The 15684-nt window shown below is 68.2% G+C and carries 9 protein-coding genes; 4 read left to right on the top strand and 5 right to left on the bottom strand.

Annotated features, from left to right (window positions below; all coding sequences use genetic code 11):
• A partial coding sequence (locus A5758_RS23520; RefSeq protein WP_197504042.1) for a sensor domain-containing protein occupies positions 1-775 on the top strand: 775 nt, incomplete at its 5' end.
• A 7-nt stretch (positions 776-782) separates the two neighbouring features.
• Here A5758_RS23520 and uvrA read toward each other — a convergent pair.
• Positions 783-3689 carry an excinuclease ABC subunit UvrA gene (gene uvrA / locus A5758_RS23515; protein WP_067745123.1) on the bottom strand — a complete coding sequence of 969 codons (2907 nt, stop codon included), beginning with the start codon at positions 3687-3689 and terminating at the stop codon, positions 783-785.
• Between the two features lie 111 nt (positions 3690-3800).
• Here uvrA and A5758_RS23510 point away from each other — a divergent pair, with 111 nt between their 5' ends.
• Positions 3801-4487 carry an MBL fold metallo-hydrolase gene (locus tag A5758_RS23510; RefSeq protein WP_067745071.1) on the top strand — a complete coding sequence of 229 codons (687 nt, stop codon included), beginning with the start codon at positions 3801-3803 and terminating at the stop codon, positions 4485-4487.
• 9 nt (positions 4488-4496) lie between these two features.
• On the opposite strand, the gene A5758_RS23505 is transcribed toward A5758_RS23510, so the two are convergent.
• Positions 4497-4940, bottom strand: coding sequence for a universal stress protein (locus A5758_RS23505; RefSeq protein WP_066953138.1), 444 nt, complete (start codon positions 4938-4940; stop codon positions 4497-4499).
• 285 nt (positions 4941-5225) lie between these two features.
• On the opposite strand from A5758_RS23505, the gene A5758_RS23500 reads away from it, so the two are divergent.
• On the top strand, positions 5226-6797 hold the full coding sequence (locus tag A5758_RS23500; protein WP_067745069.1) for a glycosyltransferase family 39 protein: 1572 nt from the start codon (positions 5226-5228) through the stop codon (positions 6795-6797).
• A gap of 124 nt (positions 6798-6921) precedes the next feature.
• Here A5758_RS23500 and A5758_RS23495 read toward each other — a convergent pair whose 3' ends face one another.
• From A5758_RS23495 to A5758_RS23485, 3 genes are all read right to left on the bottom strand, one after another.
• A complete protein-coding gene (locus A5758_RS23495) occupies positions 6922-8328 on the bottom strand; it encodes an MFS transporter (protein WP_067745066.1) in 1407 nt (468 codons plus the stop codon).
• 57 nt (positions 8329-8385) lie between these two features.
• On the bottom strand, positions 8386-10545 hold the full coding sequence (gene uvrB, locus A5758_RS23490; RefSeq protein WP_067209518.1) for an excinuclease ABC subunit UvrB: 2160 nt from the start codon (positions 10543-10545) through the stop codon (positions 8386-8388).
• 83 nt (positions 10546-10628) lie between these two features.
• Positions 10629-12686, bottom strand: coding sequence for a serine/threonine-protein kinase (locus A5758_RS23485; RefSeq protein WP_067745063.1), 2058 nt, complete (start codon positions 12684-12686; stop codon positions 10629-10631).
• A gap of 281 nt (positions 12687-12967) precedes the next feature.
• Here A5758_RS23485 and A5758_RS23480 point away from each other — a divergent pair, with 281 nt between their 5' ends.
• The gene (locus tag A5758_RS23480) at positions 12968-15628 is read left to right on the top strand and encodes an FHA domain-containing protein (protein ID WP_197504039.1); all 2661 of its coding nucleotides are present in this window, start codon (positions 12968-12970) and stop codon (positions 15626-15628) included.
• Positions 15629-15684 lie beyond the last annotated feature (56 nt).

Raw genomic sequence — 15684 nt, 5'->3', positions numbered from 1 at the left:
AGATGTGTATAAGAGACAGCCGCCCAAGCGCAGGCTGGGGCTGGTCATCGGCGCTCTCGCGCTCGTCGTCGCGGTCATCGCCGGCACCGGGGTGTGGCTGGCGGTCGATAAGTCCGGGGCCACGCAGCCCGACGCCTCCCCAACGACGACCACCGCCGCTCCCTCCACCACGAGCACAGTGACCAGCAGCGCCGCCCCGACAATGGCTCCCGCACAACTGGATTCGCTCCTGCTCCCGGTCGACCAGATCAACACGCTGGTCGGCACCACCGGGATCATCGTCGACCACAACACGACCGAGATGACCGACCCCGGCCCGGGCAACACGCTGTCGGACGACAAGTGCCTGGGAGCGCTGATCGGTTTCCAAACCCGGACGTACAAAAGCAGCGGCTACACCGCGATGCTCGCCCAGCTGATGAAGAAGCCGCAAAGCAATCCGGCCTACGTCGTGGCCCAGGGTGCGGTGATCTTCGCGTCCGCCGATCAGGCCCGGGGATTCGTGAACAACCAATGGGCGCAATGGCGGGACTGCGGCGGGAAAACCGTGACCCAGCCGAGCGACAAGGCCCCGTTTGAATGGACCTTCGGGCAGATCAGCGGAAATCCGCCGAATATCGCCCTACAGCACACGTTGGCCAACAGCCCGGTGGTGTGCCAGCACGTCCTGGAGGCGGTGTCCAATGTGGTCCTCGACGTCAACCTCTGCGCACCCGGAACCATCAACGAAGCCAGGCTGATCGCCAACCAGATGGCGACCAAGATCCCCGGCTGACGGCCGCTCAGGCGGTGGCTTTGCGCCGCCGGTTCGACCGCCGCGGCGGGGCCGCGCGGCCGATGACCTCGGCGAGGAACTTGCCGGTGTAGCTTTCGGGCACCGCGGCGATGTCCTCCGGAGTGCCTTCCGCGACAACGGTTCCGCCCTCGGCGCCACCCTCGGGCCCCATGTCGACGATCCAGTCCGACGTCTTGATGACGTCCAGGTTGTGCTCGATGACAATGACGGTGTTGCCCTTGTCCACCAGCCCGTTGATGACGGTGAGCAGCTTGCGGATGTCGTCGAAATGCAGCCCGGTGGTGGGCTCGTCGAGGATGTAGACGGTCCGCCCCGTCGAGCGCTTCTGCAGTTCGGCGGCCAGCTTGACGCGCTGAGCCTCGCCACCGGACAACGTCGGGGCGGGCTGGCCCAGCCGGACGTAGCCCAGGCCGACGTCGACGAGCGTGCGCAGGTAGCGGTGGATGCCGGTGATCGGCTCGAAGAACTCCGCCGCCTCCTCGATCGACATGTCCAGCACCTCGGAGATGGTCTTGCCCTTGTAGTGCACTTCCAGGGTTTCGCGGTTGTAGCGCGCACCGTGGCAGACCTCGCAGGGGACGTACACGTCGGGCAGGAAGTTCATCTCGATCTTGATGGTGCCGTCGCCGGTGCACGCCTCGCAGCGGCCGCCCTTGACGTTGAACGAGAACCGGCCCGGTTGGTAGCCACGAACTTTGGCCTCCGTGGTGGCCGCGAACAGGGTCCGGATCTTGTCGAACACGCCGGTGTAGGTGGCCGGGTTGGACCGCGGCGTGCGACCGATCGGCGACTGGTCGACCCGCACCAGCTTGTCCAGGTGGTCCAGGCCCGTCACCCGGGTGTGCCGGCCCGGGACCAGCCGGGCACCGTTGAGCCGGTTGGCCAGCACCGTGGCCAGGATGTCGTTGACCAGCGTCGACTTCCCGGAGCCGGACACGCCGGTCACCGAGGTGAGCACGCCGAGCGGGAACGAGACGTCGATGCCGCGCAGGTTGTGCTCGCGCGCGCCCACGACGGTGAGCTGACGCTTGCGCTCGACGGGACGCCGGATCGCCGGCATCTCGATGGCTTCCTTGCCCGACAGGAAGGCGCCGGTGATCGAGTCCTTGTTCGCCAGCAGCTCGGCGTATGTCCCGCTGTGCACGATCTCGCCGCCGTGCTCACCGGCCCGGGGACCGATGTCGACGATCCAGTCGGCGTGCGCGATGGTGTCCTCGTCGTGCTCGACGACGATCAGCGTGTTGCCCAAATCCCTTAGCCGCGTGAGGGTTTCGATGAGGCGACGATTGTCACGCTGATGCAGCCCGATCGACGGCTCGTCGAGCACGTAGAGCACGCCCACCAGGCCGGACCCGATCTGGGTGGCCAGCCGGATGCGTTGCGCCTCACCGCCGGACAGCGTGGCCGCCGCGCGCGACAGCGACAGGTAGTCCAGTCCCACGTCGAGCAGAAAGCCGAGCCGCGACTGGATTTCCTTGAGCACCTGCCCGGCGATCGCCTGCTCGCGGTGACCCAGGGTGAGCGCGTTGAGGAAGTCCGCGCAGTCCGAGATCGACAGCTCGGAGACCTCGGCGATGGACTTGGCGCCCCGGTCTCCCGCGGCGGCCAGCGTGACCGCCAGGATCTCCGGCTTGAGCCGGGTGCCCTCGCACTCCGGGCAGGGCACGTCACGCATGAAGCCCTCATAGCGTTCCTTCATTTGCTCGGATTCGGTCTGGGCCATCTTGCGCTGCAGGAACGCCAGCACACCCTCGAAATCGGCGTAGTACGAACGGGTTCGGCCGTACCGGTTGCGGTAGCGCACGTGCACCTGATGGTCGGAGCCCTCGAGAATGGCCTTGCGCGCCTTGGCCGGCAGCTTGCGCCACGGCGTGTCGACGTCGAAGCCCATCTCGTCGCCGAGGCCGGCCATCATCCGGGTGAAGTACTCCGCGGTGTGGCCCGTCGACCACGGGGCGACCGCACCCTCGGCCAGCGTGCGTTCGGGATCGGGCACCACCAGGTCGGGGTCGACCTCCTTGCGGATCCCCAGGCCGGTGCACTCGGGGCAGGCGCCGTAGGGCGAGTTGAACGAGAACGATCGCGGCTCCAGATCGTCGACCGCCAGCGCGTGCCCGTTGGGACACGCCAGCTTCTCGGAGAAGCGCTGCTCGCGGTTGTGGGCGTCGTGTTCGTGGTCGACGAACTCCAGCACCACGATGCCGTCGGCCAGGTTCAGCGCGGTCTCCACGGAATCGGTGAGCCGCTGCTTGGCGCTGGCCTTGACGGTGAGGCGGTCCACCACCACCTCGATGTCGTGCTTTTCCTGCTTCTTCAGCTTGGGCGGATCGGTCAGCGGGTGCACCACACCGTCGACCCGGACCCGGCTGTAGCCCTGCGCGTTCAGCTTCTCGAACAGGTCGGCGAACTCGCCCTTGCGCGTGCGCACCACCGGGGCCAGCACCAGGAAGCGGGTGCCTTCCGGCATCACCAGCACCTGGTCGACGATTTGCTGGGGCGTCTGGCGGGCGATCCGCGCGCCGCAGACCGGGCAGTGCGGCGTGCCGGCGCGCGCGTAGAGCAGCCGCAGGTAGTCGTAGACCTCGGTGATCGTCCCGACGGTCGATCTCGGGTTGCGGTTGGTCGACTTCTGGTCGATGGACACCGCCGGGGACAGGCCCTCGATGAAGTCGACGTCCGGTTTGTCCATCTGGCCCAGGAACTGGCGGGCATAGGCGGACAGCGACTCGACGTACCGGCGCTGGCCCTCGGCGAAAATCGTGTCGAACGCGAGCGACGATTTGCCCGACCCCGACAGCCCGGTGAAGACGATCAGCGCGTCGCGCGGTAGGTCGAGGTCGACGCCCCGCAGGTTGTGTTCGCGGGCGCCCTTGACGATCAGGCGGTCAGCCACGCTGTCCTCTCTCAGTGGATCTTTTACGTACTGCAGCCGGTAATGCGCACGGCGCATTCCATGCTATGTGCCCGTACCGACAAGAAACGTTTGACCAGTAACGTGGCCGCTATGACTGCCCCCGACGAGGTGAGCGACAACTACATCGGACACGTCGACCCTGGTGCTGCGGCCCGCCGGACCCTACCCGGCGCCACGATCCTAAAGGCGTCGGTGGGTCCTATGGACAACAATGCGTATCTGGTGACGTGTTCCGCGACCGGGGAGACGTTGCTGATCGACGCCGCCAACGACGCGGACGTCCTGATCGGTCTGATCCGGCAGAACGCACCGAAGGTGTCGCTGATCGTGACCAGCCATCAGCACTTCGACCACTGGCAGGCGCTGGAGGCCGTAGCCGCCGCCACCGGGGCGCCGACCGCCGCCAACGAGATCGACGCCGAGGCGTTGCCGGTCAAACCGGACCGTTTGCTGGCAGGCGGCGACACCGTGCAGATCGGCGAGCTGCAATTCAAGGTCATCCACCTGCGCGGGCACACGCCCGGCTCGATCGCGCTCGCCCTCGACGGGCCCGCCACGGGCGGGGTCACCCAGCTGTTCACCGGCGACTGCCTGTTCCCGGGCGGCGTCGGCAAGACATGGCAGCCGGGCGATTTCGCGCAGCTACTGGACGACGTCACCACCCGGGTGTTCGACGTGTACGACGACGCCACCGTCATCTACCCCGGCCACGGCGACGACACGGTGCTCGGCGCCGAACGCCCTCACCTGGGCGAATGGCGCGAACGAGGCTGGTGAGGCCCTGCGCTAGGACGTGGTGTGGACGATCAGCACGTCCACTTTGGCGCGCCGCGACACGTTGGCCGGCACGGATCCGAGCAGCCGGCCCGCGATCGTGCTCAGGCCGACGTTTCCGACGACCAGCAGGTCGGCCTTCTCGTCCTCGGCCAGCTTGACCAGCGCGTCGACCGGGGCGCCTTCGATCGGACGCTCCTCGACGTTCTTGGCCCCGGCCTTGTGCGCCCGCTCCTTGGCGTCCTGCAGGATCGCGTAGATCGGCGCGGTGCCGGACACCTTGTAGCTCTCGTTGCGCAGCGCGTCGGCGGCCCGGCTGTCCTCATGCTGGGGCAGGTACGCCGAAGCGACGATCAGCCTGGCGTCCGGCCCGGCGATCTGCGCCGCCTTGTCCACCGCACGCATTGACGAGTCCGAGCCGTCGGTTCCCACCACCACAGTCTGATAGGCGCCCATTAACCCTCCCAGTTTCGGTTGGTCAGCCAACCCAAGACACTATCGCGTTTGCCCGTTGCAGAGGGAACAGATTAGCGACACCGCGTGGCGCGGCGTGTCGACAATTTGCGGGGCTACGCTGCGCCAGCGGACAATATCGCCGATGGCAAAACAATCAAATGCACGGGCCCGAGGCGGAAAGTGTTGCATAACGCAGCTTTTCGCCGAATGAGAGCGCCCGGGGCGAATGGGCGGGACGCGATTTGTGAGCCGGTCCCGCGATTGCGCTTTACAGTGACAAGCATCATGTCCATGCCCACCGTCGAGCAGCGCGTCGCGGACGGAGTCGAGGAGCCCGCGCCCGCACGTTCGCCCGTGCGGTTGCTCGATCCGTGGGCGATCGCCGTGTTCGCGGCCGTGGTCAGCGGCGCGTGGGCCTGCAGGCCCTCCCTGTGGTTCGACGAAGGGGCGACCATCTCGGCCGCCGGGAGCCGGACGCTGGCGGAGCTGTGGCGGCTGCTGGGGCACATCGACGCCGTGCACGGGCTGTATTACCTGCTGATGCACGGTTGGTTCGCGCTGTTCCCGCCGACGGAGTTCTGGTCGCGAGCGCCCAGCGCCCTGGCGGGGGGCGCCGCCGCCGCGGGCGTCACGGTATTCACCAGGCAGTTCTCGACACGGCCGGCCGCTGTCTGCGCGGGTGTCATGTTCGCCATCCTGCCGCGCACCACCTGGGCGGGCATGGAAGCACGGCCCTACGCCTTCGCGGCCGCCGCGGCGGCCTGGCTGACCGTATTGCTCGTCGTCGCCGCCCGGCGGAACAGACCGCGATTGTGGGTTTGCTACGCGCTGGCCTTGATGCTCTCGATTCTGCTCAATCTGAACATGGTGCTGTTGGTGCCGGTTTACGCCGTAATGGTGTCGCTGTTGGCGCCCGAGAAGGCGCGCAAATCCGCGGTTATCCGGTGGGCCATCAGCTCGGCCGTCGCGGTCGCGGCCATGACGCCGTTCATCGTGTTCGCCCACGCGCAGGTATGGCAGGTCAACTGGATTTACCCGGTCAGCTGGCATTACGCGTTCGACATCATTCTGCGCCAGTATTTCGACCACAGCGTCCCGTTCGCCATCCTGTCCGCCGTTCTCATCGTGGCGGCGGTCGCGGCCCGCCTGGCCGGTGTCCGGCCCCCGGCCGGCGACACGCGTCGGCTCTTGATCGTCTGCTCGGCGTGGCTGGTCATCCCCACCGCGCTCGTGGTCATCTATTCGGCCGTCAGCGAGCCGATCTACTACCCGCGCTACCTGATCTTCACCGCGCCCGCGATGGCCGTCGTCCTGGCCGTTTGCATCGTGACGATCGCCCGCAAACCCTGGCCCATCGCCGGAGTGGTGCTGGCCTGCGCGGTCGCCGCGGTGCCGAACTACCTGTTCGTCCAGCGCTGGCCGTACGCCAAAGAGGGCTGGGACTACAGCCAGGTGGCCGATCTGATCAGCTCCCATGCCGCCCCGGGTGACTGCCTGCTGGTGGACAACACCGTGCCGTGGCGGCCCGGGCCGATCCGCGCCCTGCTGGCCACCCGGCCCGCGGCGTTCCGGTCACTCATCGATGTCGAACGCGGCGCCTACGGGCCGAAGGTGGGGTCGCTGTGGGACGGCCACGTCGCCGTGTGGCTGACGACGGCCAAAATCAACAAATGTCCCGCAATCTGGACAATTACCAATAAAGAACCATCGCTGCCCGACCATCAATCCGGACCGTCATTGCCGCCGGGACCCGCATTCGGGCGCGCCCCGGCTTATCGGTTTCCGAGTTATCTCGGCTTCCGCATTGTCGAACGTTGGCAGTTCCATTACTCGCAGGTGGTGAAGTCCACGCGGTGATTGCCGCTTTGCCGACGGCGTGAACCGCCAATTGTTGGGTGGGTATGCGGAGCTGGCTGGCCGCGCCGGTACTGGGCGGCAACGTCCAAGGTGTCCGGCGCCTCGTCGAACTGGTCGTCGCGGACTAGACCGGCAGCGCCTCGCGCACGCCGCGGGTCGCGCGGTAGGAAACCGCCACACCGGCGGCGCTCAGCGCGGTGAACACCGTGAACAGCCAGTGCGCCGCCATCCCGTCGCCGCCCTTGGCGGTGTTGACCACCACCCCCGCCAAACCGGCGGCGATCGCCGCGGAGACCAGCTGGACGGTGTTGATGGCCGCCGAGGCGGCGCTGCCCTCGGCGGGATCGTCCACCGAGGCCATCGCGCGCGCCGACAAGTGCGGCCAGGCCATGCCGATCCCGGTCCCGGCCACCAGCAGCGCCACCGCCCACAGCGCGGCCGTCCAGGGGGTCGTGTCGCCGCGTCGTGCGACCGCGGCCAGCGCCAGGCCGGAAGCGGCGACGATAGGCGCCGCCACAATCACCCGCCCGATCATTCGCGGGCTCTCCAACGACGCGCTGACGATCTCGCTGACCGTCCAACCTAGCGCCAGCGCGGCTCCCAGGAAGCCGGCCGCGATCGGGGTCAGATGCGCCAACCGCTGGCCGAACAGCGGTACGTAGGTGTTCACCATCGCGGCGCCCATCAACGCGCCCATGGTCAGGTAGATCCACTTCAACGGCCCGGGACCGAACACGCTGGGCGGCAATATCGCCGCGTGCGTCCGCCAGTCGACGACCACGAACACCCCCACCAGCGCGATGCCGACGGCGAGCAACGCGAACGTCGCCAGCGTGTTGCGCGGAATCTGGGCGACGCTGACCGCCAGCGCGGCAGCACCGATCAGCAGCAGCGACCGCACCGGCACCTTCTTCGACGGCATGGCGGTGCTGGGCTCGACACGGGCCAGCGCGACCGGCACCAACATGGCCATCAGGCCGGTCAGCACCGCCATCGCCACGAAGGCCCAGCGCCACAAGCCGAGCTGCGCGAACAAACCACCCGTCGTGGGGCCGACCACCGTCGCCACGCCCCACATCGCCGACACCAGTGCCGAACCACGCGTCCACAGCGCGCGCGGCAGGGCGGAATTGATCACGGCGTATCCGAGGCCGGCCAGCAGCCCACCGGCCACGCCCTGCAGGGCGCGCCCAGCTATCAAAACCTGCATGTTCGGCGCCGCCGCGCAAACCAGGCTGGAGAGACCGAACACGGCGAGTCCGGTCAGGTAGGACGAGCGCGCCCCCACGCGCAGCAGCATCGGATTGACCATCGCCGCCGCGACCACCGAGCCGACCAGGTACAAGGTCGTCACCCAGGCGTAGAGCCGGCTGCCGCCGATTTCGGCGATGGTGTTGGGCAACAAGCTGGTGGTCAGGAACTCGTTGGTGGCGTAAAGGGCCACTCCGCCGGCCAGCAGGATGGAAGTCCTCAGATACCTGGCTCCCAGCAGCTGATCCCAGCCGCCGGTGACGGTCGCGGTGTCGGTCACCCTTCTACCGTATGGGGTGTCGCGAGGGGGACGATCTGAGATCCGCTGCCAGCAAACTCATTTCAGGCCGGCGGCGTCCATCCCCCGCAGTTCCTTCTTCAGGTCGGCGATCTCGTCGCGGAAGCGCGCGGCCAGCTCGAACTGCAAGTCACGCGCGGCGGCCATCATCTGCGCGGTGAGGTCCTTGATCAGGTCGGCCAGTTCGGCACGCGGCATGCTGGTCGTGTCGCGGCCCTCGAACACGCCGGCGCTGACGGCGCGGCCCGGCTCGCCCTGTGCGCGCCGGCCGCGGGAGGAGTTGCGTCCGGAGCCGCCGATCCCCACCGTTTCGGTGTCGTCGGCCTCGCGATAGACCTGGTCGAGGATGTCGGCGATCTTCTTGCGCAGCGGCTGCGGGTCGATGCCATGAGCCTCGTTGTAGGCGACCTGCTTGGCCCGACGGCGTTCGGTCTCGTCGATCGCCTCCTTCATCGAATCCGTGATGGAGTCCGCGTACATGTGCACTTCGCCGGAGACGTTGCGGGCGGCGCGGCCGATCGTCTGGATCAGGCTGCGCGATGACCGCAGGAAGCCCTCCTTGTCGGCGTCCAGGATCGCCACCAACGACACCTCGGGAAGGTCCAGACCCTCCCGGAGCAGGTTGATGCCGACGAGCACGTCGTAGTCGCCCAGCCGCAGCTGGCGCAGCAGTTCCACCCGGCGCAGGGTGTCGACCTCGGAGTGCAGATAGCGCACCCGGATGCCCATTTCCAGGAGGTAATCGGTCAGGTCTTCCGCCATCTTCTTGGTCAGCGTCGTGACCAGCACCCGCTCGTCGGCCTCGGTGCGCTTGCGGATCTCCGCGATCAGGTCGTCGATCTGCCCCTTGGTCGGCTTGACCACCACCTTCGGGTCCACCAGTCCGGTCGGCCGGATCACCTGCTCGACGAACTCGCCGCCTGCCTGGCTGAGTTCGTACGGGCCGGGGGTGGCCGACAGGTACACCGTCTGCCCGATCCGGTCGGCGAACTCCTCCCACGTCAGCGGGCGGTTATCGCACGCCGACGGCAGCCGGAAGCCGTATTCGACCAGGTTGCGCTTGCGGGACATGTCGCCCTCGTACATGCCGCCGATCTGCGGCACCGTGACGTGCGACTCGTCGATGACGAGCAGAAAGTCGTCCGGGAAGTAGTCGAGCAGGGTCGCCGGCGGCGAGCCCGGGCCGCGACCGTCGATGTGCCGCGAGTAGTTCTCGATGCCCGAGCAGAAGCCGACCTGACGCATCATCTCGATGTCGTAGTTGGTGCGCATCCGCAGCCGCTGGGCCTCCAGCAGCTTGCCCTGGCCCTCCAGCTCGGCCAGCCGCGCCGCCAGCTCCTCCTCGATCGTCGAGATCGCGTGGGCCATCCGCTCCGGGCCCGCGACGTAGTGGGTCGCCGGGAAGATCCGCAGCGAGTCGACCTGGCGGATCACGTCGCCGGTCAAAGGGTGCAGGTAGTACAGCGCCTCCACCTCGTCGCCGAAGAACTCGATGCGCACCGCGAGCTCCTCGTAGGACGGGATGATCTCGACGGTGTCGCCGCGCACCCGGAACGAGCCGCGAGTGAAGGACAGGTCGTTGCGGGTGTACTGCACGTCGACCAGCAGCCGCAGCAGCGCGTCGCGGGGCACCTCGGTGCCCACGCTCAGTTCCACGGAGCGGTCCAGATACGACTGCGGTGTGCCCAGGCCGTAGATGCACGACACCGAGGCCACCACGACGACGTCACGCCGCGACAGCAGTGACGACGTCGCGGAATGCCTCAGCCGCTCCACGTCGTCGTTGATCGAGCTGTCCTTCTCGATGTAGGTGTCGGTCTGCGCGATGTACGCCTCTGGCTGGTAATAGTCGTAGTACGACACGAAGTACTCAACGGCGTTGTGCGGCAACATCTCTCGCAGTTCATTGGCCAGCTGGGCGGCCAACGTCTTGTTCGGCGCCATGACCAGCGTGGGCCGCTGCAGCCGCTCGATGAGCCAGGCGGTGGTGGCCGACTTCCCCGTGCCGGTGGCGCCGAGCAGCACCACGTCGCGCTCCCCCGCCCTGATCCGGCGTTCCAGCTCGTCGATGGCGGCCGGCTGATCGCCGGCGGGCGCGTGCGGGCTGACCACCTCGAAGTGGCCGCCGACGCGCACGACCTCGTCGACCGCGCGGTATTCCGAATGGGCGAGTACCGGATGTTCCGTGGCGAAAGCCATGCCACCAGGGTAGAACCGTCCACCGACAAGAGCAGATCGCTTATAGCGGAGTTCCGTAGCGGCGGGGCACACGCCGCGCGCCGCTACCCCGCCGGACGGGTCCAGGTCCGGGTGACGGGGTCGCACTGCAGCAGGTAACCGTCGTTCGAGGTGCTCATGGCGAACACCGAAGTGCCCGGTCGGTCGCAGGAGCTGCCGGAAGCATGCACGCCCATCGTGATCGGGGCCTTGGCCCAGCTGTTGCCCTCGCAGACGATCTGCTCGCTGTTGGTGGGGTCGTAGGCCAGCTTGCCGATGTCGCTGCACAGCCCGCCGAGCACGGGCGGTGCCGGGGCCGATGCCGCCGTCGAGGTGCTGACCGCCTGGGCGGGGTCGCTCAGGTTCACGCCGGCCGGCACGTCGCCGACCCGGGTCGCTACCACGGGCACCCGCACCACCGCGCCCTGCGCGCCGCATTCGTTGCTGAGCACGGTCTCGGTCACCGTGCCGCGCAGGGTGCCGTCGGACTGGGGCGCCAGCGACCAGGCGAGGGTCTCCTGCTGAGTGGCCCTGACCTGGCTGTTCGGTTGGGTGCAGCCCAGCCGGTCCTGTTGGGGGGCGCCCTGCCAATAGCCGCCGACAAAGTGCAGCGTGTCCGTCTTGCCCCCGTCGGCGGTTTGGTGGGTGGCGTTGTCCAGCCGGGTCCCGGTGGCCGCACATCCGTTGGTGGTGCACGCCGAACGGAAAGCCCACCAGCCGGTGGCGGGGCCGTCGTGGCGGATCGCGACGCCGTTGGTGGTCCGCTTGCTCTGGTCGTAGTCCAGCTTGTAGCTCCCGTTGAGCACCGGTCCGCCGGACCTGCCCGGCGCGGCGCTTGGCGCGGGGACGGACGGCTTCGACGCGAGGGCCGGGTTGCCCGGCGGGGTGTCCGGCTCGAACGAGTACAGCACCGACCAGGTGGCCGCCACGGCGATCAGCATTGCGCACACCAACCCGACCGCCCACCGCGTCCGCGACGAGAGCCGGTGGTTCATCGCCGCGGCGACGGCGCGCGGGCCGCGCTGAGGAGCCGTCAACGCCGCGGTTCGGGGCTGGGCTCCCGGGCCGGCGTGGGCGACACCGTCGGATCCCTCACTGACGGCGGCGGCAAACGCGCGGCACCGCTCGAACCTGTCCCCGGGTTGCTTGGCCAAGGCCTGGTGGAACACCTCATCGAGATGCGCCAGCTCCGGACGGTAATCGCTGAGCCGGGGCGGATCCTCGTGCAGGTGCTGGCTGATCACCGCGATCGGATTCGAGTGCTGAAACGGCGGGGTGCCGGTGAGCAGATGGAAAGCCGTTGCAGCCAAAGCATATTGGTCTGCCCGCCCGTCGATGTTGGCTCCTGTCAACTGTTCCGGCGCGGCGTAGGCCACCGTCCCCACGGCGACGTTGGTCTCAGTGATTCCGCTGATGTCGCCCAGGTGACGTGCGACACCGAAGTCCGCCAACAGAATTCGGCGTTCGCCGTCTTCCGGATGGGTGAGCAGGATGTTGGCCGGTTTGACGTCGCGGTGCAGCAGCCCGCGGTCGTGAGCGTAGTCGAGGGCGCCCGCGACGGCTTGGACAATGGCGCACACCACTTGGATCGGCATCCCGTCCTGGTAGCGCTCTTTCACCAGCCGGGAGGCGTCGGTGCCCTCGACGTAGTCCATGGAAATCCAAAGGTGGCCGTTGAATTCGCCGCGGTCATGCACGCCGACGATGTGGGGATGCCACAGCGTCGCGGCGAGATCGGCCTCGCGGTTGAACCTTTCGCGGAATTCGGGATCGGCCGTGACCGCCTCCGCCAGCACCTTGATCACGTCGCGGCGCGGCAACCGGGGGTGCAGGGCCAGATACACCTCGGCCATGCCCCCGGCGCCCAGCTGCCGCAGAATCGTGTAGCCCGCGAACGGCGCCCCGCCGGTTATCGACGGGCGGGACCCGTCGGTCTGCCGCGCGGCCTCGGGCTCGGCGCTCGGGCTCGAGCTGACCGGGGGAACGCGGCGGAACAGATGGGCGATCGTCACCGCGGGCAGCGACTGAAAGCCCGCGCGCACCGTCGCACCGGCCTGACGTGGGTTGCTCAGCAGCCGGCGCCCGGCGCCGATGCGCCGGGTAGTCCCCTTGTGTTCATCCATCTATCCCCTCGTCCCTCTCCGCTGCCCCGGCCTCTGACGCGGCGCACCTCCCTGGGCACCTGCATCACGATTCGGGCTGGCGTCGCCTCGGCGCTGCGGGCCTGCACCACGGTGTGCCCGGCGCGCCCCGAAACTCCCCCTACGTTCAGATCATGCCGGATCCCGGTGGGGGGTTCGCCTCGGCAAGCTATGAAACGGTTATGAGTGGCCGAACCGAAACATAGCGAAATCACAGGCGATCCCAATAGAGACCACTCACCGGACGCACCGATACTTGAGTAGTGACTCGACCCGCCCCGCCCATCCTGACGATTCGGCACGACGGGTCCCAACGATCCTTCGCGGCCGGCCACGAGGTCGTCATCGGCCGCGACACCCAGGCCGACGTGCGCATCGCCGATCCACGGATCTCGCGGGCCCACCTGATCCTGCGTTTCGACCAAGGCCGCTGGCTGGCAATAGACAACGGGTCGCTGAACGGCACCTATCTCAACGGCTACCGGATGCCGGTCATCGACATCCACGACGGCCAGAGCATTCACGTCGGCAATCCGCGGGGACCGCGGCTGACCTTCGCCATCGGACCGCAGCAGGGCTACACCGACCGGCCGGGCAGGTCGCGGCCGAGCCCGGAGGCCGGGCCGCCGACGCTGGCCTGGTCGGCGCTTCCCGAGCAAACGAATCCGGTCAGGAATCCGGGCCGGGGCGAAGCCAACGCGGCGCCGGCGCGGCCGGTGCCCCCCAGGCCGTCGGTGGGGCCGCCGAATTCGCCGCCCCGCCAGTCGGTTTCGCCACCCCGTCAGGTGCCGAACAGGCCAGTGCCCGCGCCCGGCGTCCGCGGTACACCGCTCGACGAGCGCACCGTCGTGCACGCCGCGGCACCCCAGCCGGTCGCGACGCCGCCCGCCGAACTCACCGTGGTCGACGCCAAGACGGCCGACGTGTCGAACCTCGCAACGCGGTTTGTGAAGCTGCTCTCACCGCGCTCGTCGGCCGCCGCGGGCACCCCGGGCGCCATGACGATCGGCCGGGCCCCGGAGAACGACATCGTGGTCTCCGACGTGCTGGCCTCACGCCAGCATGCGACGTTGGTGCAGACGCCGCTCGGCACCGAAATCCGGGACAACAGCATCAACGGAACCTTCGTCAACGGCACCCGGGTCGGCTCGGCGATCCTGTCCGATGACGACGTCGTCACCATCGGCAACGTCGACCTCGTTTTCCGCGACGGCACCCTGACCCCACGCAGCGAGGCCGCGACGCGCACCGGCGGTCTCGAGGTGCGCAACGTCAAGTACGTCGTCGACAACGGCAAACAACTGCTGGACGACATCTCGCTGATCGCGCGCCCCGGCACACTGACCGCCGTCATCGGCGGATCGGGCGCCGGCAAGAGCACCCTGGCCAGGGTCATCGCCGGCTACACCACCCCCAGCTCCGGCTCGGTTACGTTCGAGGGCCACGACATTCACACCGAGTACGCGTCGTTGCGCAGCCGCATCGGCATGGTCCCGCAGGACGACGTGGTACACCGGCAGCTGACGATCAACCAGGCGCTCGGCTACGCCGCCGAACTGCGCCTACCGCCCGACACCAGCAAATCCGACCGGGCGAAGATCGTCGCTCAGGTCCTCGAAGAGCTCGACCTGACCAAACACGCCGACACCCGGGTGGACAAGCTGTCCGGCGGCCAGCGTAAGCGCGCCTCGGTGGCGCTCGAGTTGCTCACCGGCCCGTCGCTGTTGATCCTCGACGAGCCGACTTCCGGCCTCGACCCGGCGCTCGATCACCAGGTCATGATGATGCTGCGGCAGCTGGCCGACGCGGGTCGGGTGGTGATCGTGGTGACGCACATGCTGTCCTACCTGGAGACCTGCGACCAGCTGCTGTTGGTGGCCCCCGGCGGCAAGACGGCCTATTGCGGCCCGCCGGACCAGATCGGCGAGGCCATGGGAACCACCAACTGGGCGAAGATCTTCACGAAGGTGGGCGCCGACCCCGAAGAGGCCAACCGGCGCTTCGTGGAGCAACGTGACGCCGAGAAGCGGCCGCAGAAACTGTTGCCGGACAAGGCCGATGAGCTTGGGGCCCTGGGCGAACCGGTGCATACCAGTGTGCGGCGCCAGATTTCGACGGTCGCCCGCCGACAGATCCGCCTGGTGGTCGCCGACCGGGCGTACTTCATCTTCCTGGCGCTGTTGCCGTTCATCCTGGGCTCGCTGTCCCTGACCGTTCCCGGCAGCAACGGATTCCATCTGCCCGGCGCGAACGCCGGGACGCCCGACGAAGCGGCGCAGATCCTGGCCCTGCTGATGCCGGCCGCGGCGTTCATGGGCACCGCGCTGACCATCCGCGACCTGGTCGGCGAACGCCCGATCTTCCAGCGCGAGCAAGCGGTCGGGCTGTCGACCACGGCCTATCTGCTCGCGAAGACCGCCGTGTACTGCGGGTTCGCGGTCCTGCAGTCGGCGATCATCACCGCGATCGTGGTGATCGGCAAGAGCGCTCCGACGCGCGGCGGCGTCCTGCTCGGCCATTCGACCATCGCGGCGACGGTCGAACTGTTCGCCACCGTCGCCGCGACCTGTGTGGCCTCGGCGATTCTCGGCCTGGCGATTTCGTCGCTGGTCCGCTCCAGCGAGCAGATCATGCCGCTGTTCGTGGTGACGGTGATGGCCCAACTGGTGCTGTGCGGCGGCATGGTCCCCGTGACCGGCCGGCTCGGGCTGGACCAGCTGTCCTTCGGGATGCCCGCGCGGTGGGGCTACGCCGCGGCGGCGTCGACGGTCGACCTGCGGCACCTGGTGCCCGATTCGCTGCTGTCCCAGGACCGGTTCTGGCAGCACACGTCGAAGGTCTGGCTGCTCGACATGGGCATGCTCGCGGCGTTGTCGCTGTTCTATGCCGGTTTCGTGCGGTGGAGAATCCGGCTTCGACGTTAGAGTTGCATCATCCATCCGCCGAAGCACGAGACGTTCGACCTCATCGCCCGCACCAA

Source organism: Mycobacterium sp. 852014-50255_SCH5639931, from assembly GCF_001665605.1.
Taxonomy (GTDB): Bacteria; Actinomycetota; Actinomycetes; order Mycobacteriales; family Mycobacteriaceae; genus Mycobacterium; species Mycobacterium paraffinicum.
Note: the sequence above shows the minus strand (reverse complement) of the source record. Positions and strands in the feature narration are given on the sequence as shown.